This window comes from Ruegeria sp. AB11 (assembly GCF_056536325.1).
Genome location: NZ_JBQFJO010000001.1, coordinates 3161982 through 3187255 on the forward strand (window position 1 = coordinate 3161982; position 25274 = coordinate 3187255).

At 56.8% G+C, this 25274-nt stretch carries 27 protein-coding genes; 14 read left to right on the top strand and 13 right to left on the bottom strand.

Translation table 11 applies throughout. From position 1 onward, the window contains the following. Positions 1–27 precede the first annotated feature (27 nt). On the top strand, positions 28–1680 hold the full coding sequence (locus tag ACR3EJ_RS15810; RefSeq protein WP_170538763.1) for a tetratricopeptide repeat-containing sulfotransferase family protein: 1653 nt from the start codon (positions 28–30) through the stop codon (positions 1678–1680). Positions 1681–1730: 50 nt separating this feature from the next. Here the strand turns inward: ACR3EJ_RS15810 and ACR3EJ_RS15815 are convergent, their stop codons facing one another. Then, positions 1731–3314, bottom strand: coding sequence for a bifunctional metallophosphatase/5'-nucleotidase (locus ACR3EJ_RS15815; protein WP_170538761.1), 1584 nt, complete (start codon positions 3312–3314; stop codon positions 1731–1733). 109 nt (positions 3315–3423) lie between these two features. On the opposite strand from ACR3EJ_RS15815, the gene ACR3EJ_RS15820 reads away from it, so the two are divergent. Genes ACR3EJ_RS15820 through arsC form a run of 4 tightly spaced genes read left to right on the top strand, consistent with a single transcriptional unit; the run spans position 3424 to position 5583 of the window. Beyond that, a complete protein-coding gene (locus ACR3EJ_RS15820; protein WP_170538759.1) occupies positions 3424–3762 on the top strand; it encodes a DUF952 domain-containing protein in 339 nt (112 codons plus the stop codon). After that, a complete protein-coding gene (locus tag ACR3EJ_RS15825; RefSeq protein WP_170538757.1) occupies positions 3759–4190 on the top strand; it encodes a DUF1330 domain-containing protein in 432 nt (143 codons plus the stop codon). Before ACR3EJ_RS15820 ends, ACR3EJ_RS15825 begins: the two co-directional genes overlap by 4 nt. Further along, complete coding sequence (locus ACR3EJ_RS15830) at positions 4187–5245, top strand: quinone-dependent dihydroorotate dehydrogenase (protein WP_170538755.1); 1059 nt, start codon at positions 4187–4189, stop codon at positions 5243–5245. The genes ACR3EJ_RS15825 and ACR3EJ_RS15830 overlap by 4 nt, the downstream gene beginning before the upstream one ends. After that, a complete protein-coding gene (gene arsC / locus ACR3EJ_RS15835) occupies positions 5242–5583 on the top strand; it encodes an arsenate reductase (glutaredoxin) (protein WP_170538753.1) in 342 nt (113 codons plus the stop codon). The genes ACR3EJ_RS15830 and arsC overlap by 4 nt, the downstream gene beginning before the upstream one ends. On the opposite strand, the gene ACR3EJ_RS15840 is transcribed toward arsC, so the two are convergent. The 3 genes from ACR3EJ_RS15840 to ACR3EJ_RS15850 are packed head-to-tail and all read right to left on the bottom strand — an operon-like array spanning position 5580 to position 7835. Further along, positions 5580–6896: an MATE family efflux transporter gene (locus tag ACR3EJ_RS15840; protein ID WP_170540345.1), complete on the bottom strand. Its 1317-nt coding sequence runs from the start codon at positions 6894–6896 to the stop codon at positions 5580–5582. The genes arsC and ACR3EJ_RS15840 overlap by 4 nt on opposite strands. Positions 6897–6898: 2 nt before the next feature. Further along, complete coding sequence (locus tag ACR3EJ_RS15845) at positions 6899–7414, bottom strand: PaaI family thioesterase (protein ID WP_010438904.1); 516 nt, start codon at positions 7412–7414, stop codon at positions 6899–6901. Between the two features lies 1 nt (position 7415). Further along, positions 7416–7835, bottom strand: a complete 420-nt coding sequence (locus ACR3EJ_RS15850; RefSeq protein WP_010438901.1) for a PaaI family thioesterase — start codon at positions 7833–7835, stop codon at positions 7416–7418. A 117-nt stretch (positions 7836–7952) separates the two neighbouring features. On the opposite strand from ACR3EJ_RS15850, the gene ACR3EJ_RS15855 reads away from it, so the two are divergent. The 8 genes from ACR3EJ_RS15855 to ACR3EJ_RS15890 all read left to right on the top strand — a co-directional run bounded on the left by ACR3EJ_RS15855 (position 7953) and on the right by ACR3EJ_RS15890 (position 15591). Beyond that, positions 7953–8321 carry a MerR family transcriptional regulator gene (locus ACR3EJ_RS15855; RefSeq protein ID WP_170468808.1) on the top strand — a complete coding sequence of 123 codons (369 nt, stop codon included), beginning with the start codon at positions 7953–7955 and terminating at the stop codon, positions 8319–8321. Positions 8322–8494: 173 nt separating this feature from the next. After that, positions 8495–8896, top strand: a complete 402-nt coding sequence (locus tag ACR3EJ_RS15860; RefSeq protein ID WP_039536426.1) for a MerR family transcriptional regulator — start codon at positions 8495–8497, stop codon at positions 8894–8896. Between the two features lie 36 nt (positions 8897–8932). Then, positions 8933–10714, top strand: a complete 1782-nt coding sequence (locus ACR3EJ_RS15865; protein WP_170538751.1) for an acyl-CoA dehydrogenase C-terminal domain-containing protein — start codon at positions 8933–8935, stop codon at positions 10712–10714. Between the two features lie 53 nt (positions 10715–10767). After that, positions 10768–10980, top strand: a complete 213-nt coding sequence (locus ACR3EJ_RS15870; RefSeq protein ID WP_010438892.1) for a hypothetical protein — start codon at positions 10768–10770, stop codon at positions 10978–10980. 66 nt (positions 10981–11046) lie between these two features. Then, a complete protein-coding gene (locus ACR3EJ_RS15875) occupies positions 11047–11685 on the top strand; it encodes a glutathione S-transferase (protein ID WP_170538749.1) in 639 nt (212 codons plus the stop codon). A 12-nt stretch (positions 11686–11697) separates the two neighbouring features. Continuing rightward, the gene (locus tag ACR3EJ_RS15880) at positions 11698–12909 is read left to right on the top strand and encodes an acetyl-CoA C-acetyltransferase (RefSeq protein ID WP_170538747.1); all 1212 of its coding nucleotides are present in this window, start codon (positions 11698–11700) and stop codon (positions 12907–12909) included. Further along, positions 12909–13397, top strand: coding sequence for a cupin domain-containing protein (locus ACR3EJ_RS15885; RefSeq protein ID WP_170538745.1), 489 nt, complete (start codon positions 12909–12911; stop codon positions 13395–13397). The genes ACR3EJ_RS15880 and ACR3EJ_RS15885 overlap by 1 nt, the downstream gene beginning before the upstream one ends. Continuing rightward, the gene (locus ACR3EJ_RS15890; RefSeq protein WP_170538743.1) at positions 13390–15591 is read left to right on the top strand and encodes a 3-hydroxyacyl-CoA dehydrogenase NAD-binding domain-containing protein; all 2202 of its coding nucleotides are present in this window, start codon (positions 13390–13392) and stop codon (positions 15589–15591) included. Before ACR3EJ_RS15885 ends, ACR3EJ_RS15890 begins: the two co-directional genes overlap by 8 nt. 44 nt (positions 15592–15635) lie before the next feature. Here the strand turns inward: ACR3EJ_RS15890 and ACR3EJ_RS15895 are convergent, their stop codons facing one another. Then, a complete protein-coding gene (locus tag ACR3EJ_RS15895; RefSeq protein WP_480423116.1) occupies positions 15636–16394 on the bottom strand; it encodes a Hint domain-containing protein in 759 nt (252 codons plus the stop codon). Positions 16395–16609: 215 nt separating this feature from the next. Next, positions 16610–17554, bottom strand: a complete 945-nt coding sequence (locus tag ACR3EJ_RS15900) for a DMT family transporter (protein ID WP_170538741.1) — start codon at positions 17552–17554, stop codon at positions 16610–16612. A 148-nt stretch (positions 17555–17702) separates the two neighbouring features. Between ACR3EJ_RS15900 and ACR3EJ_RS15905 the strand changes: the two genes are divergently transcribed. Further along, positions 17703–18716, top strand: coding sequence for a hypothetical protein (locus tag ACR3EJ_RS15905; RefSeq protein WP_170538739.1), 1014 nt, complete (start codon positions 17703–17705; stop codon positions 18714–18716). 3 nt (positions 18717–18719) lie between these two features. Here ACR3EJ_RS15905 and upp read toward each other — a convergent pair whose 3' ends face one another. The 7 genes from upp to ACR3EJ_RS15940 form a co-directional block, all read right to left on the bottom strand. Next, positions 18720–19352 carry a uracil phosphoribosyltransferase gene (gene upp / locus ACR3EJ_RS15910; protein ID WP_010438870.1) on the bottom strand — a complete coding sequence of 211 codons (633 nt, stop codon included), beginning with the start codon at positions 19350–19352 and terminating at the stop codon, positions 18720–18722. Continuing rightward, complete coding sequence (locus ACR3EJ_RS15915; protein ID WP_170538737.1) at positions 19349–20335, bottom strand: adenosine deaminase; 987 nt, start codon at positions 20333–20335, stop codon at positions 19349–19351. Before ACR3EJ_RS15915 ends, upp begins: the two co-directional genes overlap by 4 nt. Beyond that, positions 20332–21543 (bottom strand): phosphopentomutase, encoded by a 1212-nt coding sequence (locus ACR3EJ_RS15920; RefSeq protein WP_170538735.1) that lies wholly within the window; start codon positions 21541–21543, stop codon positions 20332–20334. The genes ACR3EJ_RS15915 and ACR3EJ_RS15920 overlap by 4 nt, the downstream gene beginning before the upstream one ends. Further along, on the bottom strand, positions 21540–22847 hold the full coding sequence (locus ACR3EJ_RS15925) for a thymidine phosphorylase (protein ID WP_170540340.1): 1308 nt from the start codon (positions 22845–22847) through the stop codon (positions 21540–21542). Before ACR3EJ_RS15925 ends, ACR3EJ_RS15920 begins: the two co-directional genes overlap by 4 nt. Before the next feature lie 4 nt (positions 22848–22851). Beyond that, a complete protein-coding gene (locus tag ACR3EJ_RS15930; protein ID WP_170538733.1) occupies positions 22852–23244 on the bottom strand; it encodes a cytidine deaminase in 393 nt (130 codons plus the stop codon). A 97-nt stretch (positions 23245–23341) separates the two neighbouring features. After that, positions 23342–24445, bottom strand: coding sequence for a cupin domain-containing protein (locus ACR3EJ_RS15935; RefSeq protein ID WP_170538731.1), 1104 nt, complete (start codon positions 24443–24445; stop codon positions 23342–23344). Continuing rightward, positions 24408–25112, bottom strand: coding sequence for a hypothetical protein (locus ACR3EJ_RS15940; RefSeq protein WP_170538728.1), 705 nt, complete (start codon positions 25110–25112; stop codon positions 24408–24410). Before ACR3EJ_RS15940 ends, ACR3EJ_RS15935 begins: the two co-directional genes overlap by 38 nt. Between the last annotated feature and the right edge of the window lie 162 nt (positions 25113–25274).

The following is a 25274-nucleotide window of genomic DNA, read 5'->3' on the forward strand; positions in this document are numbered from 1 at the left end:
GATTTCATTCATGGGACCTGCGCTCGAATGGCACAACAGACCCCGAACTCTCTCAAAAGCAAAGCACTAAGTGACCTTGAGGCGGGAAAGCTGCCTCAGGCACTGAAAAAGGCGCAACTGGGCATCAAGAAATTCCCTAAGGATTCAGATTATCAAGCCATTGCTGGTTTTGTGCTCACCGAGATGAAGCGGTACAAGCAAGCCATTCCCCATTTCGCCGAAGCATCGCGCATGAAGCCAGACGATGTGCAATTTGTTGAAAATCTGGCAAATGCGCTGATGCAAACAGGGCAAATCCCACGCGCGCTTACGTATGCCGAACAAAAGCTGGCGCGTTTCCCCAACAGCAAAGAACTGGTTCGTGTCATCGACGAAATCCAGCTCAAAGGGCAGAACTGGCGCTTGATCATCGAACATGCCACGCAAAAATTAGCGACTGATCCTGATAACGCTGATCTGCTATCATCGCGTGCCCGGGCCTATGGGCAGATCGGCTTTGCGCAACAAAGCACCGAAGATATTTCACGCGCCTTTGAGATAGCACCTGAAAAAGAAGACATCGCCATCCGAAAAGCAGTGAACCTGCATCAGGCCGGCGACAAGGACGGGTCAAGGCAGATCTTGCTCTCTGTTCTTGCGGCAAATCCTGTTTCAGCTGCGGCGCTATACCAAATGTCCATGGTCGCGGATGAAAAGCAAGCAGACGAACTTGCCGACACCATTGAAACCGCGATTTCACAAAGCGATCACGACGATTCATTGCTTGGCTTTGCAAAGGCAAACGTGACTTTGGCACGCAAAGGGTTGCATGTGGCGTTGCATCTATTCGCGCGCGCCAATGCGGCACAACATGCGACAAACCCGTATGACTTTGCAATTGAAGAGAAAAAGCAAAGCGAAATTTGCAGCCTGTTCACCGATGATATGTCTTCAATTGGTTCGATGCCTGACGGCGAGCCAAGACCGATTTTTGTGGTGGGGCAGCCCCGGTCGGGCACGACATTGATGGAAATGATGTTGAGTTCCCTACCCGGTGTTGTTGGCTGCGGAGAGCTTATGCTGGGGGCTGATCTTTCAAATTCCTATCTGGATTCGAACACGCCTTTTGACGCGAAAGCAGCCGCAGACTTTGCACAGGAATTCCGCAGACTAATGCCACCGCCCCCCAAGGGTTCAACTGCATTTGTCGACAAGATGCCCCACAATTATCAGCGGATTGGATTTTTATTAGCGGCTTTCCCTGAAGCCCGGGTTATCAACATGATCCGCGATCCGCGGGATGTGGGCCTATCCAAATGGATCAGGCGTTTTCCTGAACCGGGGCTGCGCTATGCGTCTGATCTTAAGGCAATTGCGCATTCAGCCAACCTGTACAGGTGCTATATGGCGCACTGGAACAACATCTTCGGGGACCGTATCCTGTCGGTATCTTACGAAGAGCTGGTCGCCGATCCTGAAACTCATAGCAAGAACATTACAGCGTTTTGCGGCATCGGATGGGACGAACAGATGATGCACCCTGAAAGAAACACACAGCAAGTGCGCACTGCCAGTGTCGATCAGGTACGCCAGAGAATCTCGACCCGTTCCATAGGCGGCTGGCGTGACGTCACAGACCACATTCAACCTATGTTAGACGGCTTCGACCAAGCGCTTTGGCCTGAGTACAAGTTCGACTGAATCAAAAAGGCCGCCTGTAGTGGGCGGCCTCTCCGTTTGTTGTGCGAGCCTTACTTTTGTTTGATACGACCGTCCAGATAGGGCTGGTATGGGGCGTTTTCGGCAAGGTATTCGGCTGTTACATCCGCCAAATCGGGGCCAAAGTCATAAGCGTTCTTGTCATCGCCCGAGAATACGCTGTACCCGTCACCACCATTGCGGACATAGTTGTTTGTGACAACCAGATATGTCGCCGCCGGATCGATAGGCGCAAAGCCGTCACCGTCGGCGACCATGACCTCGACAATCCGGCCTTCATTCGGTGCGACCGATGGATCCCAGGTAAAGGTCATGCCCGCCACCTGCGGGAAGCGACCTTTGACCTCTTCAACCTGGCTCACGCCATTCTCAAGTGCGTCGATGACACCCTGGCCGCTGATCTCAAAGGTCGAGAGCGTATTCTGGAACGGCAGAACCGTCAGAACTTCGCCCATGGTCACTTCGCCTTCATCGATTGAAGCACGCAGCCCACCAGCGTTGGCGATAGCGATCTGAGTACCCTGATCTGCCACGCGCGCAAGCATCGCGTCCGCAACCAGATTGCCCATCTCGCATTCCTGCACACGGCAAACATCACGAGAGCCTTCGATGGTCGCGCCAGAATTGGCAACAACACGCTGCTTCATCTCTTCAATCGGGGCGCCCATTTCCGCGACACGCGCCGCGATATCCGCGTCTGGTGTGACCGAGGCATCCAGCAGGATCGGCTCACCTTCTGCCGAAATCAGGTTGCCGTCATCGTCAAATGTCAGCACGATCTCACCCAGATATTTCGAATACGCATAGGCCTGAACCACCGGGACGTCGCCCACCATTGTCGGGTAGGCGCCTGCGGCGTCTTCATTTGTGTTCGACAGTAACGTGTGCGAGTGACCGCCAACTACGAGGTCCAAACCCGGTACTTTCTCGGCGATCTCGATATCTTTGGGCAGCCCCACATGGGTCAGCGCGATAATAATGTTCACACCCTCGTCCTGCAGGGCAGCGACATCGGCCTGAAGGCTTTCAATTTCGTCTTGAAAAACGACGTCTTTGCCCGGGCTCGAAGTTTCAACGGTATCCGTTGCGAGGGCTGAGATGATGCCTACTTTCTGGCCGCCGACGTCCAGTACAACGTGGTTATCCACCTTGCCCTTCAGTTCAGCCGAAGAAGACAGGTCCAGGTTGCCCGAAATCACAGGGAAACTGACAGTATCTACGAAAGCGGCCAAGCCCGCAGGGCCATCATCGAACTCGTGGTTGCCAACCGCCATCACATCGTAACCGATGGCTTCCATGAATTCCGCTTCGGCAGCACCTTTGTAGGTCGTATAGAACAGTGAACCCTGAAACGGATCGCCCGCATCCAGCAGCAGGACATTTTCGTCCGCCAATTCGCCACGCTTGGCATCCACAATTGTCTTCAGGCGCGCAACGCCACCAAAGCATTTGCCTTCGGCCTCACCCTCGGCGTCACAGGTCGAATCGTATTTGTTAATGGATTCGATGCGGCTGTGAATGTCATTCGTATGCAGAATCGTAAGCTTGTATTCGGCCGCTGCCATACCGGCTGTCAGGCCCAATACAGCGACCGAAGTTAAAAATCGGGTGAACATCTCAAAACTCCCTATCGTTGTTTTGTCGTGATCGTGCGCGTTGCGCAGCAAAGAGTCAAAGGGGGAAATCCAGCTTGATTCCATCAGCCGCGCAAGGCATCAGACCGATATGCTGATTTACAAGATTTTCCGGGCCGACGAGTGGGCCGACTTGCAGGCACACGGAGCCTCGAACGGGGCTCCGATTGATGTGACAGATGGGTTCGTCCATTTCTCAACCGCAGAGCAGGCTGAGGAGACTGCCGCCAAGCACTTCGCTGGTATCGTGGGGTTAACACTTCTGGCATGTAATGCGGATGCAATGGGCGACGATCTGAAATGGGAGGTCTCGCGCGGCGGCGCGCTGTTTCCTCACCTTTATCGTCAAATTCGAATGTCGGACGTGATTTGGTCGCAAGACCTGCCCTTTGATGGTCAAGCCCACCGGTTCCCGGAGGGGATGGAATGACCCGCTTCATCGACCCGGATCGGGAACAGTTTGAGGCATTCAAAGACCTCAACCGTGACCATCCGATCGAGATGCTCAACCTAGTGAAGTTCCGCAAGACAGCACAGTATCCGTCGGATCATCCGCTGGCTAATGCTGGGTTGACCGGAGCGCAAGCCTACCGCAACTACGGGGCAGGGACTGCCCCAATCATCGCCCGCATAGGTGCAACGATCCTTTGGCGCGGTACGTTTCAGACTACGCTTATCGGGCCGCAGGATGAAGAATGGGACGAAGTGTTCATCGCCCGTTATCCCACCGCCCATGCGTTTCTTGAGATGGTGACCGACCCAGCTTATCGCGCTGCCGTGATGCACCGGCAAGCCGCCGTTGAAACCTCGCGCCTGATCCGTTGTGCGCCGACAGAAGGTGGAGATTCCTTCGGATGAAAATGACTGAGAAACTGGGGTTGGCCGCCCTGCACCGCCTTGACCCTGAAATCGCGCATGGGCTTTCGATCAAGGCCCTGACCTCGGGGCTGGCACCAACGCCCGGGCCGGTCACATCGGATCGGCTTAAAACCCGTGTTGCAGGCCTGGAATTGCCAAACCCCGTTGGACTAGCTGCGGGGTTTGACAAAAATGGTGAGGCACTGGCACCACTTTCGCGTGCTGGATTCGGGTTTATTGAAGTGGGCGCGGTGACACCCCGCCCACAGCCCGGCAATCCAAAACCGCGCCTGTTTCGCCTGACCGAAGATCGAGCCGCCATCAACCGCTTTGGGTTCAATAACGAAGGGATGGATGTCATGGCCGAGCGTCTGGCGCAGCGCCCCAAGGACGCGGTGATCGGGCTGAACCTTGGGGCCAACAAAGACAGTGATGATCGGCCCGGAGACTTCGCCAAAGTGCTAGCCCATTGCGCTGCGCATCTGGACTATGCCACCGTCAACGTGTCTTCGCCCAATACCGAAAAGCTGCGGGACTTGCAGGGCAAAGCGGCGCTATCTGCGCTACTGAGTGATGTGATCGAAACCCGAAATGCCCTGCCTCGCCCGATCCCGATCTTCTTGAAAATCGCCCCAGACCTGACCGAGGCCGAATTGCAGGATATCGCCGATGTCGCCCGTGAAACCGGCGTGGACGCGGTGATCGCCACTAACACCACGCTGTCGCGCGATGGCCTGCGCAGTGCACACAAGGATCAGGCCGGTGGCCTATCCGGCGCGCCCTTGTTCGAGAAATCGACGCGAGTGCTGGCGCAGCTCAGCCAGTTGACGGGCGCAGAAATCCCGCTGATCGGGGTTGGCGGCATCAGCACGGCAGAACAGGCCTATGCCAAGATCTGCGCCGGAGCGTCCGCGGTGCAGTTCTACACAGCGATGGTCTATAGCGGGATTTCTCTGGCCGCTGAAATCGCGCAGGGGTTGGATGACCTGCTGGCACGCGACGGATACACTTCGGTCGCGCAGGCGGTGGGCAGCAAACGAGAGGACTGGCTATGATCGAATATTGGCACAACCCGCGCTGCTCCAAGTCCCGCGCGGGGTTGGCATTGCTGCAGGAAAACGGTGCACAGCCTGAGGTGCGCAAATATCTTGAAGACGCGCCCTCGGCTGATGAAATCCGGACAGTTCTGGCCAAGCTGAATATCCCGGCGATCAGCATGATGCGCACCGGAGAGAAGACGTTCAAAGAGCTGGGTCTGAACAAGACCTCGCCCGATGAGGTGCTTATTCAGGCCATGGTCGACCACCCGATCCTGATCGAGCGACCATTGGCCATCGCAGGCGACAAAGCCGCAATCGGACGCCCGCCCGAGAACCTGCTGGACTTGCTTTAGGCGATCTGTGCCTCAAGTCGAGGATAGCGCCAACCAAGCGTAAGGCCGCGCGCGATGTTCAAGACCATCAGCGCGGCCCACAGGCCATGATTGCCCATCGTCGGCACCAGCACGAACAACGCCACCACGTACAACGCGACCGACTGGATCATCGCGTTGCGCATATCGCGGGTCCAGGTGGCGCCGATATAGATACCATCGAACATCCAGCTTGCCACCCCGATGACCGGTGCCAGAGCAGCCCAGAACAGATATTCGCGTGCCGTCGCCCGAACCTCGGGCGATGTTGACATCAGATCGATCAACGCCGGCCCTGCCAAATAAAACACCAGCCCAAGCCCGACGGCCCCGCCAACGCCCCATTGCGAAGCCATGACCGACGCGCGCCGGACCTTGCGGCGGTCGCGTGCGCCGACAGCTCCTCCGACAAGAGCTTCAGCCGAAAAGGCAAAGCCGTCCAAAGCAAAGGCAGTGATTTCGAGAAACTGCAACAGCACCTGATTGGCCGCCAAATTCACGTCGCCCAGATCGGAACCGACAAATAGAAACGTTGTGAATGCCCCGGTCAACAAAACCGAGCGCACCATAATATCACCGTTTACCTGCATCATCCGACGCAAACGCATTGGGTCAAAAATTCGCGGCCAATCCCGCCACTGGTTGCCGCCAAACGCCTCTCGGCACAGCCATAAGCCCAGCGCAAGGCCTGTCCATTCGGCGATCAGAGTGGCAATGGCAACGCCTTCGACACCCCATCCAAGGCCAAGCACGAACCATAGATCCAGTACGATATTCAGCCCGTTCATCCAGATCTGCAGGATGAATACACCTCGCGTGCGTTCAACTGCGATCAACCAGCCTGTTACTGCATAGAGTGCAATGGTGGCCGGAGCCCCCCATATGCGAATCTCGAGATAAGCGCGCGTCAGAGACTCAACCTCGGCGCTGGCTGGAGACAGTGCAAAGGCCCCAAGGAACACCCAGACTTGCGCCGCAATGAAGACCAACCCAGCCGTTCCGCCCAGCAACAGACCCCGCATCAGCAGAGCTCCGGTTTCTGCTGTGTCACCCGCACCGCGTGCCTGCGCGGCCAACCCGGTGGTACCCATCCGCAGAAAGCCGAATATCCAGTAGATCGCCGACAGGATCACCGCGCCCATACCCACAGCCCCGATAGGTGCTGCCAGCCCCATCTGACCGACAACGCCGGTATCGACCGCGCCAAGGATCGGCACGGTCGCGTTCGACAGCACGATCGGCATCGCGATTTTCAAGACGCGCCGATGGGTGATGGGCGCGTTGGCCTCCTCCAAGCTCACGGCTTTGTCGGAGGCTGCGGCATTAAGAAATGCCCGGTGCCTTGCGCAAAGAGTTTGGCGTGGTTGTCCTGCCAAGCCTCGACCCGGACAGAAGCATAACGTCGACCCGATCGGTTGATGAATGCGCGTGCATAAGCGTCTCGCGGCAAGCCAGACCGCAGGTAATCGACCGTGAAGTCGATGGTTTTGGGAAAGCGGATATTCTCGTCGGTCAAGATATCTTCGGCACCGATCTCACCGCTTTCAATCCTGGGGAACATATGCTCCCAACTCAGCGTGATAACGGCAGTGACTTCCAGGAACGCCGCCGTCACACCGCCGTGGATGGCAGGCAGAAAGGGATTGCCGATCAACTTCTCATCGAAATTCAGTACACCTGTCAGTTCGTCCCCACGCCGGTCGAATGTAATGTTGAGGAACCGAATATACGGCACACCTTCGACCAAAGCGGTCAGAGCGGCATCACGGCGTTGCTTGACTACCTGCATGGGTTCGGGGCGAGGTCTTGCCATCTCAGCGCCCCTCCACGGTGAATGCGCCCGAGGCAGTAGCAACCGGTCGGTCGCTGTCATCATCCGTCGCCGTCGCACGAACAAAGGCCACATTGCGCGTGATGTGATAGCAGGTCGCCCGCGTCCGGATACTTTGACCGGGCGTCGCGGCCCGCATGTAGTCAATACGAAGATCGATTGTAGCGGTTCCTCCGGGGGCCGATGGGTGGCTCATCACCGCAGCACCACAGCAAGTATCAAGCATGGCAGAAACCGCGCCACCATGGATTACTCCGGTTCTGGGGTCGCCGATTAATTGCTCGTTGTAGGGCATCGAGATTTCGGCCTCACCCTCTCCGATATGGGTCAAATCAAGCCCCAGGGCTTTTGCATGCGGAATCGCCTCGATGAACTGCCGCGCTAAAACTGTCTTATCGACCATGGGGTTGGGTCCTATCCTTATAGCCGCCCCTTTATGGGCCTGCGTTTACGCCAAGGGCAAGCCCACCTGTTGCGCTTGCCGCAACGACGCCCTAGGTTGCAGCCGAGGAGACCCAGAATGTCCGACACCCGTTTGTCATTCAAAGAGATGTGCGCCGAGTTCGACGTGACCCCGCGCACCCTGCGCTATTACGAGTATATCGAGTTGCTGCAACCGGACCGCGAAGGTCGGTCGCGGTTCTATGGTGCTCGTGAATGCGCAAGAATGAAACTGATCCTACGTGGTCGCAAGTTTGGATTTCCTCTGGAAGAGATTCGCCAGTGGTTGCTGATCTACGAAGATCAGGGCGATCAGGCCCAGATGGCGACCTTCATCGAGATGGCAGATCGACAAATGGAAGAGCTACGTCAGCAACGCGCGCAGTTGGATGAGGCGATGGATGCGTTGCAGCAATTGCGCGATCAGACTGTCGAATTGCTGAAATAGCCCCCTTCCCTTACGGCAACAAAATTGCCGAAACCCCTGTTTACGCGACCGGATGTTACGTCAACTTATTTGTGACGCAGCGTCCGCATTACGTAAACGTCACTTGTGTGTTGTAAAACGCTCATCGACTGCGCAACTCAGGTTGCATGACGCCAGTGATGAGAGTTTGAACCATGACCGAAGATCTGCTGACCATCCGCGAAATGTGCGAGACATATGATGTCACGCCCCGCACATTGCGGTTCTACGAGGCCAAAGAGCTTTTGTTTCCGATCCGCGAGGGCCAAAAACGCCTGTTCACCAAACGGGATCGTGCACGCCTGAAACTGATCCTGCGCGGCAAGCGGTTTGGCTTCAGCCTCGAAGAAATCCGCCAGCTTCTGGACCTGTATCACGTGGGTGACCAACAGCTGACACAGATGTCCCGCACATATGAAATCGCGTGCGAGCGCCTTGCTGACATGGAATCGCGCCGCGAAGAGCTGACACAGGCCATCGACGAGTTGAAAGAGCAGTTGCGCTGGGGCGAGAAGGTTATCGCCTCGATGAAACAGGAAAAGAAGGCGGCTGAATAAACCCGCCTCCGGACATATGAATTAAGGGAGCTTCACATGCCCGTCTACAACGCGCCAACCAAAGACACGCAGTTCATCCTGCACGACGTTTTGAAAATCTCACAGTCGGATATCCCCGGCTATGACGAACTGGAAGCCGAGTTTACCGGCGCGGTTCTGGAAGAGGCTGGCAAGGTTGCCTCCAACGTATTGCACCCGCTGAACGTGGTGGGCGACACCGAAGGGTGCCGGTTGGAAAACGGTATTGTGTACACCCCCACAGGTTTCAAAGACGCCTTTGAGCAGATGAAAGAAGGTGGTTGGACGGGCCTCGACATGCCGGAAGAGTATGGCGGCCAGAACATGCCTTACGTGATGGGCACAGCGGTGGGTGAGATGTTCTCGGGTGCGAACCAGGCGTTTGTGATGTATCAGGGCCTGACCCACGGCGCGGCCTCAGCCATTCTGGCGCACGGCACTGACGAGCAGAAGAACAAGTACCTGCCCAATATGGTCAGCTGCGAATGGACTGGCACCATGAACCTGACCGAGCCGCATTGCGGTACCGATCTGGGCCTGATGCGCACCAAGGCGGAACCGCAGGACGATGGCAGCTATAAGATTTCCGGCCAGAAGATCTTTATCTCGGCTGGCGATCACGACATGGCTGAGAACATCATCCATCTGGTGCTGGCCAAAATCCCTGGCGGTCCCGAAGGCATCAAGGGCGTATCGCTATTCATCGTCCCCAAATTCATCGTGAACGAAGACGGTTCGCTGGGCGAGCGCAACGGTGTTTCGGTCGGCAAAATCGAAGAGAAGATGGGCATCCACGGCAACTCGACCTGCGTCATGAACTATGACGAGGCAACCGGCTGGCTGCTGGGCGAAGTGCACAAAGGTATGCGCGCCATGTTCACCATGATGAACGAAGCGCGTCTAGGTGTGGGCATGCAAGGCCTGTCTCAGGCCGAAGCGGCCTATCAAAACGCCTTGGAATACGCAAAAGATCGCCTGCAAGGCCGCGATGTAACAGGCGTGAAAAACCCGGACGGCCCCGCCGATCCGCTGATCGTACACCCCGACATTCGCCGCAACCTGATGGATCAGAAAAGCTTCACCGAGGGTGCGCGTGCGTTCATCCTGTGGGGCGCGACCATGATCGACAAGGCGCACCGCTCGGGAGACAAAGACGCGGACGGGCTGATCTCACTGCTGACGCCAGTCATCAAAGGCTTCCTGACTGACGAAGGCTACGACATGACTGTTCAGGCGCAGCAGGTCTATGGCGGCCATGGCTACATCGAAGAATGGGGCATGTCGCAATACACCCGCGATGCCCGCATCGCGATGATCTACGAAGGCGCGAACGGCGTTCAAGCGCTGGACCTCGTGGGTCGGAAGCTGGCCCAGGACGGTGGCAAGCATGTCATGGCCTTCTTCGAGATGGTCAAAAGCTTCTGCAAGGAAAACGGCGGCAAGGACGAAGCTTACGATAAAGCCTTCATCGAACCGCTGAAGGCCGCTTCCAAGGACCTGCAGGCCGCTGGCATGTATTTCATGCAGGAAGGCATGAAGAACCCCAACAACGCTCTGTCCGGGTCATATGACTTCATGCACATGTTCGGCCATGTCTGCCTGGGCCTGATGTGGGCGCAGATGGCAAAGGCCGCTCAGGACGCACTGGACGGCGGTGCCTCGGATAAAGAGTTCTACGAGACCAAGATCAATACCGGTCGCTTCTATATGGCCCGCCGCCTGCCCGCGACAGCCATGCATCTGGCCCGCATCCAGACCGGAGCGGACACGGTAATGGCGCTGGACGCGGCGAACTTCTGATCTCAGTGTGGGCTCGGGCGTCGTAACCCGAACCCACCCCTGGAGGAGACAAGATGCCAAAACGCTTTCGCCTGACCCGCCGATTTCCGGTCGCGATGACCGAGGACGGTTACCGTAAGCTCCGCGGTTTCGCACGAGAGGCGGGATTGGATGAAGGTGAGGCTTTGTCGTTCCTTTTTGAGAACTTCAACAGCGTGATCGATCACGAAAACCTGACGCATAGGCTGCGCATATTTAATTCAGAGCTGGAAGCTCGAAAACGTTAAAACTTCGTGCTGGCCACTGAAGGTAGCACAGAAAACATATCTTTATGCCTTGGGAGGGGCGCGTTCATGACCATTCAACTGCATTGCTTTGGTGAAAGCGGAAACAGCTACAAAGCCGCGCTTGCGTTGGAAATGTCCGGTCTGGACTGGGAGCCGGTCTTTGTTGATTTCTTCGGGGGTGTGACGCGCACACCTGAATTTCGGGCAGAAGTGAATGAGATGGGTGAAGCCCCCGTGATGGTAGACGGTGATTTTCGCACCAGTCAGTCCGGCGCGATTCAGGCTTATGTGGCTGAAAAATCAGGAAAATTCGGCGGCAAAGATCGTGATGAAAATTACGAGATCTTCAGATGGGTTCTGTGGGATAACCACAAGCTCAGCTCGATGGCCGGGCTGACCCGTTTCCTGATCAACTTCTTGCCCGAAAAGCACCGCAACCCGGATGTTATCGCGTTCAACCAGGGCCGCCTCAAGGCAGCTTATCAGACGCTGAACGCCCATCTTGACGGTCGTGACTGGATCGTTGGCAACGGCGTGACCAATGCTGACATCAGCTGCTGCGGCTACCTTTATTACCCCGAACCATTCGGCTTTGATCGTGCTGACTGGCCCAACATTGACGCCTGGCTGACGCGCCTCAGCGAACAGCCCGGCTGGAAACACCCCTACGACCTGATGCCCGGCAACCCGTCGGATCGAGCTTAAGGAGAAGACCCCATGACCGAAGCCTATATCTATGACGCCCTGCGCACTCCGCGCGGCAAGGGCCGCAAGGATGGCAGCCTGCACGAGGTAACCTCGGTGCGCCTGTCGGCCCTGACCCTGAACGCAATGAAAGAGCGCAATAATCTGGAAGGTCACGCCGTCGAGGATGTGATCTGGGGCAACGTCACGCAGGTGATGGAGCAAGGTGGCTGTCTGGCACGCTCGGCAGTTCTGGCTTCGGATCTGGATGAATCGATCCCCGGCCTGGCGATCAACCGTTTCTGTGCCTCGGGCATGGAGGCCGTGAACTTGGCCGCAAACCAGGTCAAAGGCGGCGCAGGTGAAGCCTATATCGCAGGCGGTGTCGAGATGATGGGCCGGGTGGCCATGGGCAGCGATGGTGCGGCGATTGCCGTTGATCCGTCTTTGGCGATGGAAACCTATTTTGTGCCGCAAGGTATCTCGGCCGACATTATCGCAACCGAATATGGGTTCAGCCGCGACGATGCGGATGCGCTGGCCGTTGAATCTCAGAAACGCGCGGCTGCTGCGTGGGAAGACAACCGCTTTGATAAGTCGGTGATCTCGATCAAGGATCAGAACGGCCTGACCATTCTGGACCGCGATGAGTACATGCGCCCCGGCACAGACATGCAGAGCCTCGGCGCGCTGAACCCATCCTTCCAGATGATGGGCGAGCAAATGCCGGGCTTCGACAAGGTTGCGATGATCAAGTACCCGCATCTTGAGCGCATCAATCACATCCACCACGCCGGCAACAGCTCGGGCATCGTGGATGGAGCGGCGGCTGTACTGATCGGCAACAAGGAGTTCGGCGAGAAATACGGCCTGAAGCCGCGCGCGCGCATCAAGGCGACCGCAAAAATCGGCACCGACCCGACCATCATGCTGACCGGCCCGGTTCCTGTGACCGAGAAGATTCTGGCCGACAATGGCATGAAGATCGGCGATCTGGACCTGTTTGAGGTGAACGAAGCCTTCGCCTCGGTCGTACTGCGGTTCCAGCAGGCGTTTGATGTCGATCCTGCGCTGGTGAACGTCAATGGCGGCTCGATCGCGATGGGTCACCCGCTGGGTGCGACTGGTGCGATGATCATCGGTACGCTGCTGGACGAGCTGGAGCGCCAAGACAAAGAAACCGGTCTGGCCACACTCTGCATCGCGTCCGGCATGGGTGCGGCAACCATTATCGAGCGTGTCTGATGCCTAAAATTGATCTTTCCAAAATACCGTTTCGGAACGGTTCGGGCTATCCCGGCAAACTGGCAAGAGCGGGCGATGACCGCTACGTCCAACCCTTGGGCGATGCGAACGGTCTGACGCAATTTGGGGTCAACATCGTACGGCTGGAACCGAACGGCCTGTCCTCGCTGCGCCATTACCACATGGAGCAGGACGAGTTTGCCATCATGCTCGGCGGCAAATGTGTGCTGATCGATGATGATGGCGAGCATGAGATGCTGCCCGGTGACTGCGCCGCCTGGCCTGCAGGTGACGCCAATGGCCATCACCTTGTGAACAAAACCGACGCGCCCGCATCCTTTCTGGTGGTGGGCACACGGACCCCGACCGAGACCGGCTATTACAGCGACATAGACATGATGGTGAAGTTCGAGGGCGACGACTTTCGCTTTACCCGCAAAGACGGCAGCCCGCTGACGGCTGACCAGATTGGAGATGACAATGACTGATTTCACCCTCAGCAAAGACGCCGACGGCGTTGCCTTCATCACCTGGGACGTTCCGGGCAAATCCATGAATGTCCTGAGCCGAGAGGCTTTCACTTTGGTCGGTAAACTGATCGATCAGGCGCTGGCAGATGATGAGATCAAAGGGATTGTTATCACCAGCGGTAAGGAAGGGTCGTTTGCGGGCGGCATGGATCTGAGCACACTTGCCACGATCCGTCAGGAAGCAGGAGACGAGCCGGCTCAGGCTTTGTTCGACTTTGTCATGAGCGGCCACAACATCCTGCGTCGGTTGGAGCTGGCAGGCATGGACCCCAAGTCCAAAAAGGGCGGCAAACCAGTGGCTTGCGCTATCAACGGCACCTGTGCCGGGATCGGGACCGAGATCGCATTGGCCTGCCATCACCGCGTGATGACCAGCAATCCCAAAGCTAAAATCGGCTTACCTGAAATCCTTCTGGGCATCTTCCCCGGCGGCGGCGGCACCATGCGCTACAGCCGGATGGTTGGTGCAATGGCGGCGGCTCCGGTGCTGCTGGAAGGCAAGATGATGGACTCAAAAAAGGCCAAAGGCGCGCAACTGATCGACGCCGTGGCGGACGATCCGGTTGCCGTGGCCAAGGAATGGGTTCTGAACGCCAAGGATGCCGATCTGGTCAAACCATGGGATGCGAAAGGCTACAAAATGCCCGGCGGTGCGCCCTATCACCCTGCAGGCTTCATGACCTTCGTCGGCGCAAGCGCAATGGTGAACGGCAAGACCCAAGGTGCATTCCCCGCCGCCAAGGCTCTGCTGAGTTCAATCTACGAAGGCGCTTTGGTTGACTTTGACACCGCCCTGAAGATTGAGGCGCGTTGGTTTACAAACGTCCTGATGAACCCGTCCTCGTCGGCGATGATCCGGTCGCTGTTCCTGAACAAGGAAGCACTGGAAAAAGGCGCTGTGCGGCCCAAGGATGTGCCCGATCAGAGGGTCAAGAAGGTCGGCGTTCTGGGTGCCGGCATGATGGGCGCAGGCATTGCTCTGGTCTCGGCTCAAGCGGGCATGGAAGTTGTTCTGATCGACCGTGATCAGGAAGCAGCCGACAAAGGCAAAGCCTACTCCGAGGCCTATTTGGACAAGGGCATCAAGCGCGGCAAGGTTACGGCTGAGAAGAAAGAGGCCATGCTGTGCCAGATCACCGCGACCCCCGATCTAGAGAACCTCAAAGGCTGCGATCTGATTATCGAAGCCGTGTTCGAAGACCCGGGCATCAAGGCCGAGATGACCAAGAAGGTCGAAGCGATCATCCCTGAGGATTGCATCTTTGCCTCGAATACCTCGACTCTGCCGATTACCGATCTGGCCAAGGCGAGTGTGCGGCCTGAGCAGTTCATCGGCATCCACTTCTTCTCACCAGTTGAGAAGATGTTCCTGGTTGAGATCATCAAGGGCAAGGAAACTGGCGATCGGGCAGTGGCAAAAGCACTGGATTACGTGCGTCAGATCCGCAAAACGCCGATCGTGGTCAACGACGCACGCTTCTTCTACGCCAACCGCTGCATCATCCCCTATATCAACGAGGGTGCTCGGATGATCACCGAGGGCGTCAGTCCGATCTTGATAGATAATGCCGCGCGGCAGTTGGGTTTCCCGGTAGGACCGATCCAGTTGACGGACGAAACCTCAATCGATCTCGGGGCCAAGATCGCACGGGCCACGAAAGCAGCGATGGGCGATGCCTATTCTGATAGCCCCTCGGACGATCTGATCTTCTGGATGGAGGAACAGGGGCGTCTAGGCCGCAAGGCCAATGCTGGATTCTTCGACTATGACGACAAGGGTAAGCGCGTCGAGTACTGGAAGGGTTTGCAGGACAAATACCCGCTGGCTGCCGAACAACCCGACCTGATCGAAGTGCAGGAACGCCTGATGTTCGCGCAGGTTTTGGAAGCGGTTCGCGCGTTGGAAGAAGGTGTTCTGGAAGACATCCGCGAAGGCGACGTGGGTGCGATCCTTGGATGGGGTTTTGCCCCTTGGTCCGGTGGTCCGCTCAGTTGGCTGGACATCATCGGCACGCCCTATGCGGCTGAGCGTTGCGACCAACTGACCGAGGCCTATGGCGAGCGTTTTGCGTGCCCACCGCTCCTGCGCGAAATGGCCGAGAAAGGTCAGAGTTTCTATGGTCGCTTCAACCCAGCGGCCAAAGCTGCTTGATATTGAACTGCTGGCGCAACCTGTATTGCGCCAGCAGATTAAGTTCAGGTGCGCCAGTCCGATCGCAGAAACAAGATCGCGGCATTAGGCCGCCCTGGCCGCCCTGGCCGACGCATGCCCTTGGAGGGACGAATAGGGAATATTGGTTCTTGCGAGATGGGCGCAGGCAGCGCACCCAATGGGTTTGCAAAAACCGATATGTCGCCTTTCATGACCACCGCTTCGATCAACAGATCAGCATCTTCTTCGTCGGCAACTTCGTACGTGCAAACCGATCCCATACCTCCCACAGGACAGTAGGCTTGGAATCCTCCCTCGATAAAGACAATCTCATCCTGATCAAAATACAACGACGTCACATCAAAGGTTTGCGCCGGAGTATTTGATCTGAGATTGCCAACACCGTTAAGCATCCGCGCAGGGACAATTGAGAGCCCCTCAATTCCCAGATCCAGTTTAGTCTGATCCAGCGCCATTCCCTGCTCTGGCATCAGCCAAACCGGCCGCCCATTATACGCGGCGCGAGCCGGGACAAGGACCGGCAGATACTCTGGCCTGCGTTCCCCCCCTGGAACCACAACGCTATCGGCGCAGACACGGCGCAATTCTCTAAACCCGTGATCCAGCGTTCGCACCAGTTCGCCAGTAACCAGATTTTCAACCGGCTTCCAGCCACTGGTTGTTGCAACCCTGGTCCCATGCAGCAATCCACCGCGGCGCACTGAAACGGCTGACTCTTGAACAGATTGCGGGCCTTGACCCTCACGTTTCGAATACCCCGAAACACTCACTAACTCTAACACTTGCGCCCCCCTCTTGGCACTTCGACATAGTTCAGATTGACCATGCTAATGTGCCACGAGCTGGCTAAGTTGTGCCACAATTGCGGCGAAATAAGGACCTTTTGGTCATGTTTCACGTGACGTTCCGGAACAATATGGGCAGCAAAGTTCGCTTTGCACGACACCTGGAAACTATAGGCGATATGCAAGTAACTTTGCTTTATCTACACACGCTCTCAATTTGGCAGAGCTTTGGGCAGCTTTCCGGCAGCGCGCTTCTCTCTCCATGCCAATAAAATTCCTGCAGTTGCGATCATGCCAATACCGACGATCTGCATCAATCCTACCGATTGTCCAAAGGCGATCCATGCAAAGAAGGGTCCGAATATCATGACCGAATACTCGAATACGGCAACGTAGGAAGGCTCTCCTAATTGGTAAGCTTTGATCAGCATGAAAACGGCGATCGTAGACCCAATCGCCTGCAGCACCACCCAAGGCAGGGCTTCATGTATCGGCCAGACCCAACCGCGCATGGCAAACCCCTCTGGGCCTTCAGGCACATCAACCGGAAACACAGCCAGCCATATCAGACCAATCAACCCTGCCAATCCCAGAGTTACCACCATCGCAGCCAGCAGGGCGACGGTGCTTTCATCACGGCAATGCGTGCGGGTTACGACGGCGCTGAGAGCATAGAAAAAACCTCCAGCTACTGGGATCAGCGTCTTGAGATCAAATGAATTGGGGTCAGGCTGCAGAACACTGAGTATTCCGGCAAAGCCCAAAAGAACGGCCACGATCCGCCAGGGGCCGATATGCTGCTTCAGAAAAAGCGCGGAAATCAGCAGCACAAAAATCGGTGAGGTAAACAGCCCTGCCAACGCCTGCGCAATCGGCATCAGAGCCAGAGCTGTAAAATAAAAAAGCATCGCCATGGTTATCAATACGCTACGCACCGCGACGATGCCGTAACGGCGCGGTTTCAAACCGCCCAAGCCAAGAACCGAAAGAAGTGCAATCAGGGGTAACATCAACGTCGCGCGGCTTAGATGAAACTGCCATAGCCCAATGCTTTCGGCGACCCGGATCACAAAGTTATCGATGACGCCGATAATGGCCATCGAGGCGACCATCAGTAAAGAGGCCAGCATCGAATGGGATTGTTGTTGTGACTGCATTCCCGCCTCTGCGCTTGATTAGCCAGTGCTGGCCAGAAAACTACCCGCTACAATCAGCACATTTCACAAACCTGACGCAACAGGTTTGCGCCGCTGGTTTTTGCCATGCTAAGCTTAGTGCAAAATAATACTCGAGCAGCATTAACCGATGACCGCACTCAAACAGTACCAGCGGATCGAAGCCACCGGTTTGTGGCGCCCTTCGCCCGATGAACAGCGGCGTGAGGTTGTGGTTTCGATTGGCGAAGCCACTCTGACGATCTCGGATTTCAATGACAGCGCGCTCACGCATTGGTCTTTGGCTGCGTTAGAGCGTCAAAACCCGGGTGCGTATCCCGCCATCTATTGTCCCGACGGCGATCCTGGCGAAACGCTGGAGCTTGCAGAAACGGAAACCACGATGATCGAGGCCATCGATCGTCTGCAACGTGCTATCGACCGCGCCAGACCGCACCCCGGTCGTCTGCGCTGGCTCAGCGTTGCGGGGGTGGCGCTGGCCGTTGTGGCAGTTCTTTTGCTGTGGTTGCCCGGCGCTTTGCAGCGTCATGTCGTTTCAGTCGTGCCAAAGATCAAACAGCAAGAGATCGGCGATACGATCCTGCAGCGCATTGAAAGGGTGTCAGGCAAGGCATGCAGTTCACCCGAAGCGCAGGACTCATTGGATCGGCTGGCAAAACGAACTGGTGTTCGACAGATCGTGATTCTGCCCGCAGGTTTGTCCAACAGCCTAAGCCTGCCGGGGGGGACTGTACTGCTGAATCGCGCGCTGGTGGAGGATCATGAAGACCCCGCCGTTGCCGCGGGGTATGTCATCGCCGCGCGCGCTCGCGCCGCACAACACGCACCCTTGGACGATCTGCTGGACCGCACTGGCCCGACAACTGCTTTTCGGCTTCTGACGACTGGCGAGTTGACCACCGAAATTGTAGATACCTACACCGAAGAAATCCTGGCTGAAACTCAAACACAGATTAGTGATGATGATCTGCTGGCAATGTTCGCTCAGGCCGCCCTTCCCTCAACACCATACGCATATGCTGTTGACATCACAGGCGAGTCCGTTCTCGGGTTGATCGAGGCAGATCCCATGGCAGGTCGAACTTTGGAACAGGTATTGCCGGACCGCGATTGGGTCCGGCTGCAGAATATCTGCGGGCAATAGCGCCTATTTGGTGCCGAACATCCGATCCCCGGCATCGCCCAGGCCCGGCATGATGTAGCCCTTGGAGTTCAACTCACGATCCAGCGCCGCGGTCACGATTTTGACATCCGGATGTGCCTCTTTCATGCGTGCCACGCCTTCGGGCGCAGCCAAAAGACAAAGGAAACGGATATCTGCGGCCCCCTGCTCTTTCAGTAGATCGATGGCCGCGGCCGAGCTGTTGCCAGTTGCCAACATCGGATCAACCGCAATGACAAGACGGTCCTTCAGCCCTTCGGGGGCTTTGAAATAGTACTGTACAGGTTTGAGCGTCTCTTCATCGCGATAGAGACCCACAAAGCCGACCCGCGCCGAGGGGATCAGCTCCAACACCCCGTCCAGCATCCCGTTTCCGGCTCTCAGGATCGAAACCAGCGCAAGCTTCTTGCCCGCCAAAATGGGTGCGTCCATCTCTTCCATCGGGGTTTCGATGTGGCGCGTCGTCAACGACATCTCGCGGGTGACTTCATAGGCCAACAGCAACGTGATCTCGCGCAACAACTGCCGGAACACGGCGGTCGAGGTGCCCTTGTCCCGCATGAGCGTCAGTTTGTGTTGCACCAGCGGGTGGTCGACGACGGTCAGGTGATCGCTCATGATGTCTCCAGTCTTTTCTTGACCCGCGCGCGGGTCTCTTCATCACAAAAGGCCGCATTAAGGGCCGTTACATTAAGGGCGGCAAAATCCTCGGCTTGCCAGCCGAATGCTGCACCCAACATCTCATATTCGCGCCGCATCGTGGTATGAAAAAATGGCGGGTCGTCGGTAGACACCGTGACCTTGACTCCTGCGTCGCGCAGCTTCGCAATTGGGTGTGCTGCGAAATCGGGGAATAGGCCAAGAACCACGTTCGAGCCCGGACACACTTCCAATGTGATATCCCGGTCGATCAATTCATGCACAAGGTCCGGGTCTTCGATGGCGCAGACGCCATGGCCCACACGCTCGACCCCCAGATCGCGAATTGCATCCCGAACGCTTTCGGGGCCGCCAAATTCGCCAGCATGTGTGGTCAACTGCAGCCCTGCCTCGCGCGCGCACTCAAAGGACCATTTGAATTCACCCTGAGTTCCCACAGTTTCATTGCCGCCCATGCCAAATCCGGTGATCCAGTTACCAGCAGTTTCGGCCGCACAATGTGCACTGCGCTTGGCTTGCTCGGGTCCGAAATGGCGCACACAGGTCACGACACCGCGCAGCGTAATCCCGAATTTGCGCTCGGCCTCATCAGCGGCATCCTGGATCGCGGTCAAATAGTCCTTCCATGCATGCAAATCTCCTCCACCGCAAAAATCGGGGCTAAGGAAAGTTTCAGAATACGCCACCCCATTGGCTGCGCTTTCTTCGAGAATAGCCAACGTCAATCGGCGAAAATCCTCTGGCGATTTCAGAACCTCGCAGGCAGCCTCGTAGACACTGAGGAAATGTGCAAAGTCGCGAAAATCATACGAACCATCTGGCTTGAAGATCCCGCTCAGATCCACGCGTTTTTCATGCGCCAACTGGCGAATAAAGGCGGGCGGTGCTGCACCTTCGTGATGCAGGTGAAGTTCGATCTTGGGTTGGTCAGCCACAGTCATAGAAAACTCCGCCCCGGACCTTGCGCCGGGATATTCAGGTGATGCGCGATACTGGCAGCGACATCGGCAAAGTTGATCCGGCCGATTTCACCTGTGCCATGTCCGGCAATCAATACCGGCACTTGTTCGCGCGTGTGATCGGTTCCGATCCAGCTGGGATCATTGCCATGATCAGCGGTCAGCAGCATCAGGTCACCCGGGCGCAGTTTTTGCAGGATGACCCCGACCTCGCGGTCAAACCACTCCAACGCGCGGGCATAGCCGCTAATATCCCTACGGTGGCCATAGATGCTGTCGAATTCGACAAAGTTGGCAAATGTCAGGCTGCCATCTTCGGCTTTGTCCACCAGATCAGAAAGATGGGTCATCAGTTCGGCATCCGAACCTTTGCGCAACGTATCGATCCCCTGCATCGAGAAGATGTCGCCGATCTTACCAACTGCATACACGTGCCGACCCGCGTCCTGCGCCCAGTTTGTCAGCACCGGGCTTGGGGGTACGATGGCAAAATCCTTGCGGTTGGTGGTGCGGGTAAATCCAGTTTCCGGTGTTCCGATGAATGGCCGAGCTATCACACGGCCAACTTTCATTTCGTGAAGCTGCGGCGCAAGCACCTTGCAAAAATCCAGCAAACGGTCGAGGCCAAAGCTCTCCTCATGCGCGGCAATCTGGAACACACTGTCGGCAGATGTATAACAGATCGGCCAGCCGGTTCGCATATGCTCGGCCCCCAATTCAGCGATGATCGCCGTGCCAGAAGCGTGACAATCGCCCAGAATGCCCTCGGTACCTGCAGCCTGAGCCGCTGCCCGGCTCAGCTCGGCGGGAAAGGCAGGTGTCGTATCCGGGAAATAGTGCCAGTCCCACGGCACCGGAACGCCTGCCAATTCCCAATGGCCAGAAGGCGTGTCCTTGCCCGGCGAATACTCTCGCGCGCATCCCCAGAGACCTGCTGGTGTGGCTTCTAACCCCGGCGTGACATCATTTGAGGCCAGTCGCGTTGCAGCGCCCAGTCCCAGAGCGTCGAGATTTGGCAAATGTAATGGGCCGGAGCGTCCTTCTTCTGCGCGCCCTTCGGCACAGGCTTGCGCAATATGAGCCACCGTGTTCGCACCCGTATCGGGCGTGGTGCCGTTGTAGAACTGATCGGCATCTGGCGCGCCGCCGATACCAACCGAATCCATAACAACAAGGAAAGCGCGGCTCATGCGCTGATCCTTTCGTGTACATGCGGAGGTTGTTCTACTGGCGCATCGCCAAGCGTTACCGCATTCAATACCGCCTCGGACGCAAGTCGCGCTGCATCTTCTCGGGCTGCGTGGACCACGGCCAATGGCGCGCCCTTCTGAACGTGCTGACCCAACCGCAAGATATCCGACAATCCAACCGCCGGGTCGATCTCATCACTCTCAACCTGGCGTCCACCACCCAGGGCAACCACCGCCAGTCCTAGTGCCTCACCATCTATCGCAGAGATGTAGCCATCGCGGGGCGCAGGCACCTCTTGGATCACGTTTGCTTCGGGCAGGAATCGCGCCCAGGTATCGACGAAGTGCACAGGTCCTCCGACAGCGGCCATCATGCGGCCAAACCGTTCGGCGGCGCGCCCGACACGTATTACTTCTGCGATCCGCGCCCGGCCCTCTTCCGCCGATGCGCACATACCCGCATCTGCCATCAACACGCCACCCAGTTCAGCAGAAATTTCGGCCAAGGGTGAGGTTTGCCCGCTGGTCATGACCTTCATCACTTCGGCAACTTCCAGCGCGTTGCCAAGTGCTGGAGCAAGCGGTTGATTCATGTCGGTGATCACCGCTGAGGTCCGGCACCCCGCGGTATTTGCCGTTTCGGTCAACGCCCGAGCAAGCTTGCGCGCCTCATCCAGCGTCTTCATGAACGCCCCGCTGCCCACCTTGACATCCAGCACCAGCGCATCCGGGCTGGCGGCCAGCTTCTTTGACAGGATCGACGCAGTGATCAGATCAAGACTTTCCACCGTCGCCGTCACATCGCGGATCGCATATAGCCGTTTATCCGCCGGTGCGATCTGCCCCGTAGCGCCGACAATCACAGCGCCGGTCTCATTCAGTATCTGCGCCAGCCTTGTCTGGCCGATCTGCGTTGTCACGCCGGGGATTGCTTCGAGTTTGTCCAAAGTGCCGCCGGTGTGGCCCAGCCCCCGGCCCGAGATCATCGGTACATAGGCCCCGCATTCGGCTAGGGCCGGGGCGAGAACCAGGCTGACGCAATCCCCGACTCCACCTGTCGAGTGTTTGTCGATCACCGGACCATCAACATCCCAGTTCAGCACCTCACCGCTGTCACGCATGGCAACCGTCAAATCTGCCCTGCCCTGAGCCCCCAGCCCACCCATGCAGACCGCCATTGCAAAGGCTCCCGCCTGCGCGTCACTTACGCCGCCGTCGGCCAACCCCTGTGCGAACCACTGCAATTCGGCTGATGTCGGTATCTCGTTACGGCGAAGCTTGGCGATAATCGAACGCGCATCCATCTGATCAGGTGTCCCCCATATGCGCGGCACCAAATGCACCCGGCAACAGATCAGCTATTGTGGTTTTGGTTTCCAGACCATCGGTAGTCGCCATGGTGACCACCACATCGCCTTTTCCGAATTCAGCCAGTTTCTGACGGCATCCGCCGCAGGGTGGCACCGGATGCGGACTGCTGGCAACCACGTAAACTTCGGTCAGTTCTTTGTCACCTGCGGCGATCATCGCGGCAATCGCCCCGGCCTCGGCGCAGGTGCCTTCTGGGTAGGCTACGTTTTCGACATTGCAGCCGATGTAAATCGTGCCTGAACCTGCCCGGATCGCCGCCCCGACCTTGAAATTCGAATAAGGCGCGTGCGCATTTTCACGAACAGCCAAAGCAGCATCTTTCAAAGACATGACGATTCCCAATTTTTGATCACTTGGTCAGAATGTCATACCCTAAATGAAAGCACCGGGGAATTTGAAGCCCCCGAGCGCGGATAATCACAAGCATTTAGCCCAAGGTCGTGTTGAATGTGCCGGGCAGCGTTACTTCCAACAATTCGACATCGTCAGTTGGATCAGACAAACGAGTTCTCATGCCAGGTGGAATGACGAAGGCGTCGCCCTGTTCCAGCCGATAGGGTTCGCGCCCCTCACCCTCAAGTGTGACCTCGCCATTCATCACAAAGGTAAAGTGGATATCAGTATCGTGGCTGGCCCACTTTGGCTGACCTTGCCCGCGACGGACGACCTGCACACCCGCGACACCCTTGGTGTTTTCGGCAATGGTTGTGTCGCGACAGACATATCCGGGCAGACGGAAAGGTATCCACTCCGCGTCTTTGGCCTGATTATAAACAAACCGTTGGCCCTGCCATTCCCGGTCCGGTCGGAAGTGTGGTGTTGGCAGGTCCATCTCGTGGTCGATCTCGGTCACATGTTCAGCCGGTACACCAATCTCGATCACCTGCACGTTGTCCGATGCCTCAAGCACTCGGTGACGGATTTCGGGCGGTTGAATAAAGCAATCACCCGCTGACAGGCGCATTTTCTCACCCTGATCCTCGTAAACCACATCCACCCAACCGTGGATGCAGAAGATAAGCTGAAACCCTACCTTGTGAAAATGCACCATGTCCGGCACCGGGCCGCCATCGGGAATGCGGATATGACTGGCGATGATCGAACCGCCCAACCTGTCAGGCACCAGATCGCGATAATGCATCCCTGCCCGCCCAATGATCCAAGGCGCCTGATCTTTGAGACGGCGAACAACAAATGAATGAACCGTTACCGGCATAACCAGTGGTGGATCCAGTTCCTCTATTTCGATCCGGGTGCCATTTGGTGCGACAAGATTGCGCTGGCCGTCAGCAAACCTGTCGGGGTCAGACGTCAAAATGCGCAAGGTCCCAGGAGACTCGGGTGCGTCTTTCTCAATCCGCAAACGCAAACCATGTCCGGAAAACACAGCGGTATTTGGATCGTCGGCTGGATAGATCATGTCCAACCGCATCCCCAGCACCTTGGTGTAGAACGGAATATCGTTGCGGAGTTCCTGCGTCGGCAGGCGGATTTCAGCGCACGTCTGGAAGTCTTTCGGATCGCTTGTCATTCTGTATCTCTTCGGATCTGATTTTTGGCCATCCGATCAGAACAGCGGCCAAAATGCCAATTGAAAAGTACATTTCAAGCGTTTCTTCCAGCACGAACAGGCGTGTAGCCATCGTGACCGAAAGGCTTTCCGTGAAAAATCCACTGACTTCTTCGAGTATCTGCGCCAGTACCGCAACACTTCCGGCTAGGATAAATACCGTCAGAAATGGTGCGCGGATCTTAAGTGCCTGTACTCCGTTTGGTATCCCGTGCCAAAGCAAGCCACCAATGACAATCACGCCCAAAGCGATCCGGACTGCGGTCGCATCAAGCAATAAATCCAGCCATTCTAGCACGACGAAAAGTACGCTGCCTTCGGTGTAGACCTCTGCTTCCAGCTCGCGCTCGGCCAACAGTAGGCAGACAAGTGCAATATATAAGCGTGAGAGGCCTGGAAAACGCACCAGCGCGACCAGCCCGGCAGCCAGCAACGCAGTGGCTGAAATTGTCTCGATCAAGCCGCCCTCTTGGTTGAATGCTGCAGTCTGCAAAGGCCAGATCATGATCACGCAAAGCAGAGCAACAGCCAAAGAAATCGAACCAACCAAAGCACCCCCTTTGGTGCCAAGCCTGTCAAAAGCGGTGGTCATTTGCGCGTCAGCACAAGCTTTGTTTTTATTGCGCATGATCAGATCCGTCGCTTCTGAGGCCCGTTAGATTGTCGGGAATTGACTGTACATAAAAGCAAAGCATCAAATCTCAACCAGCGACCCCTTAAAGTATCCGTGAGACCTTATTTCGACAGCAATCCGAGGCGACATAGCCAAGCGTTGAGAAATGGTTTAACC

Excerpts from the sequence above, each read along its gene's own strand:
- ACR3EJ_RS15870 (WP_010438892.1), top strand. The coding sequence starts at position 10,768 with ATGCCAAAACGCTTTCGCCTGACCCGCCGATTTCCGGTCGCGATGACC.
- ACR3EJ_RS15915 (WP_170538737.1), bottom strand. The coding sequence starts at position 20,335 with ATGACTGTGGCTGACCAACCCAAGATCGAACTTCACCTGCATCACGAA.
- ACR3EJ_RS15855 (WP_170468808.1), top strand. The coding sequence starts at position 7,953 with ATGTCCGACACCCGTTTGTCATTCAAAGAGATGTGCGCCGAGTTCGAC.
- ACR3EJ_RS15850 (WP_010438901.1), bottom strand. The coding sequence starts at position 7,835 with ATGGTCGATAAGACAGTTTTAGCGCGGCAGTTCATCGAGGCGATTCCG.
- ACR3EJ_RS15930 (WP_170538733.1), bottom strand. The coding sequence starts at position 23,244 with ATGTCTTTGAAAGATGCTGCTTTGGCTGTTCGTGAAAATGCGCACGCG.
- ACR3EJ_RS15815 (WP_170538761.1), bottom strand. The coding sequence starts at position 3,314 with ATGTTCACCCGATTTTTAACTTCGGTCGCTGTATTGGGCCTGACAGCC.
- ACR3EJ_RS15810 (WP_170538763.1), top strand. The coding sequence starts at position 28 with ATGGCACAACAGACCCCGAACTCTCTCAAAAGCAAAGCACTAAGTGAC.
- upp (WP_010438870.1), bottom strand. The coding sequence starts at position 19,352 with ATGAGCGATCACCTGACCGTCGTCGACCACCCGCTGGTGCAACACAAA.
- ACR3EJ_RS15860 (WP_039536426.1), top strand. The coding sequence starts at position 8,495 with ATGACCGAAGATCTGCTGACCATCCGCGAAATGTGCGAGACATATGAT.
- ACR3EJ_RS15920 (WP_170538735.1), bottom strand. The coding sequence starts at position 21,543 with ATGAGCCGCGCTTTCCTTGTTGTTATGGATTCGGTTGGTATCGGCGGC.
- ACR3EJ_RS15925 (WP_170540340.1), bottom strand. The coding sequence starts at position 22,847 with ATGGATGCGCGTTCGATTATCGCCAAGCTTCGCCGTAACGAGATACCG.
- ACR3EJ_RS15885 (WP_170538745.1), top strand. The coding sequence starts at position 12,909 with ATGCCTAAAATTGATCTTTCCAAAATACCGTTTCGGAACGGTTCGGGC.
- arsC (WP_170538753.1), top strand. The coding sequence starts at position 5,242 with ATGATCGAATATTGGCACAACCCGCGCTGCTCCAAGTCCCGCGCGGGG.
- ACR3EJ_RS15830 (WP_170538755.1), top strand. The coding sequence starts at position 4,187 with ATGAAAATGACTGAGAAACTGGGGTTGGCCGCCCTGCACCGCCTTGAC.
- ACR3EJ_RS15900 (WP_170538741.1), bottom strand. The coding sequence starts at position 17,554 with ATGCAGTCACAACAACAATCCCATTCGATGCTGGCCTCTTTACTGATG.
- ACR3EJ_RS15890 (WP_170538743.1), top strand. The coding sequence starts at position 13,390 with ATGACTGATTTCACCCTCAGCAAAGACGCCGACGGCGTTGCCTTCATC.
- ACR3EJ_RS15875 (WP_170538749.1), top strand. The coding sequence starts at position 11,047 with ATGACCATTCAACTGCATTGCTTTGGTGAAAGCGGAAACAGCTACAAA.
- ACR3EJ_RS15865 (WP_170538751.1), top strand. The coding sequence starts at position 8,933 with ATGCCCGTCTACAACGCGCCAACCAAAGACACGCAGTTCATCCTGCAC.
- ACR3EJ_RS15820 (WP_170538759.1), top strand. The coding sequence starts at position 3,424 with ATGCTGATTTACAAGATTTTCCGGGCCGACGAGTGGGCCGACTTGCAG.
- ACR3EJ_RS15940 (WP_170538728.1), bottom strand. The coding sequence starts at position 25,112 with ATGCGCAATAAAAACAAAGCTTGTGCTGACGCGCAAATGACCACCGCT.
- ACR3EJ_RS15905 (WP_170538739.1), top strand. The coding sequence starts at position 17,703 with ATGACCGCACTCAAACAGTACCAGCGGATCGAAGCCACCGGTTTGTGG.
- ACR3EJ_RS15880 (WP_170538747.1), top strand. The coding sequence starts at position 11,698 with ATGACCGAAGCCTATATCTATGACGCCCTGCGCACTCCGCGCGGCAAG.
- ACR3EJ_RS15825 (WP_170538757.1), top strand. The coding sequence starts at position 3,759 with ATGACCCGCTTCATCGACCCGGATCGGGAACAGTTTGAGGCATTCAAA.
- ACR3EJ_RS15845 (WP_010438904.1), bottom strand. The coding sequence starts at position 7,414 with ATGGCAAGACCTCGCCCCGAACCCATGCAGGTAGTCAAGCAACGCCGT.
- ACR3EJ_RS15935 (WP_170538731.1), bottom strand. The coding sequence starts at position 24,445 with ATGACAAGCGATCCGAAAGACTTCCAGACGTGCGCTGAAATCCGCCTG.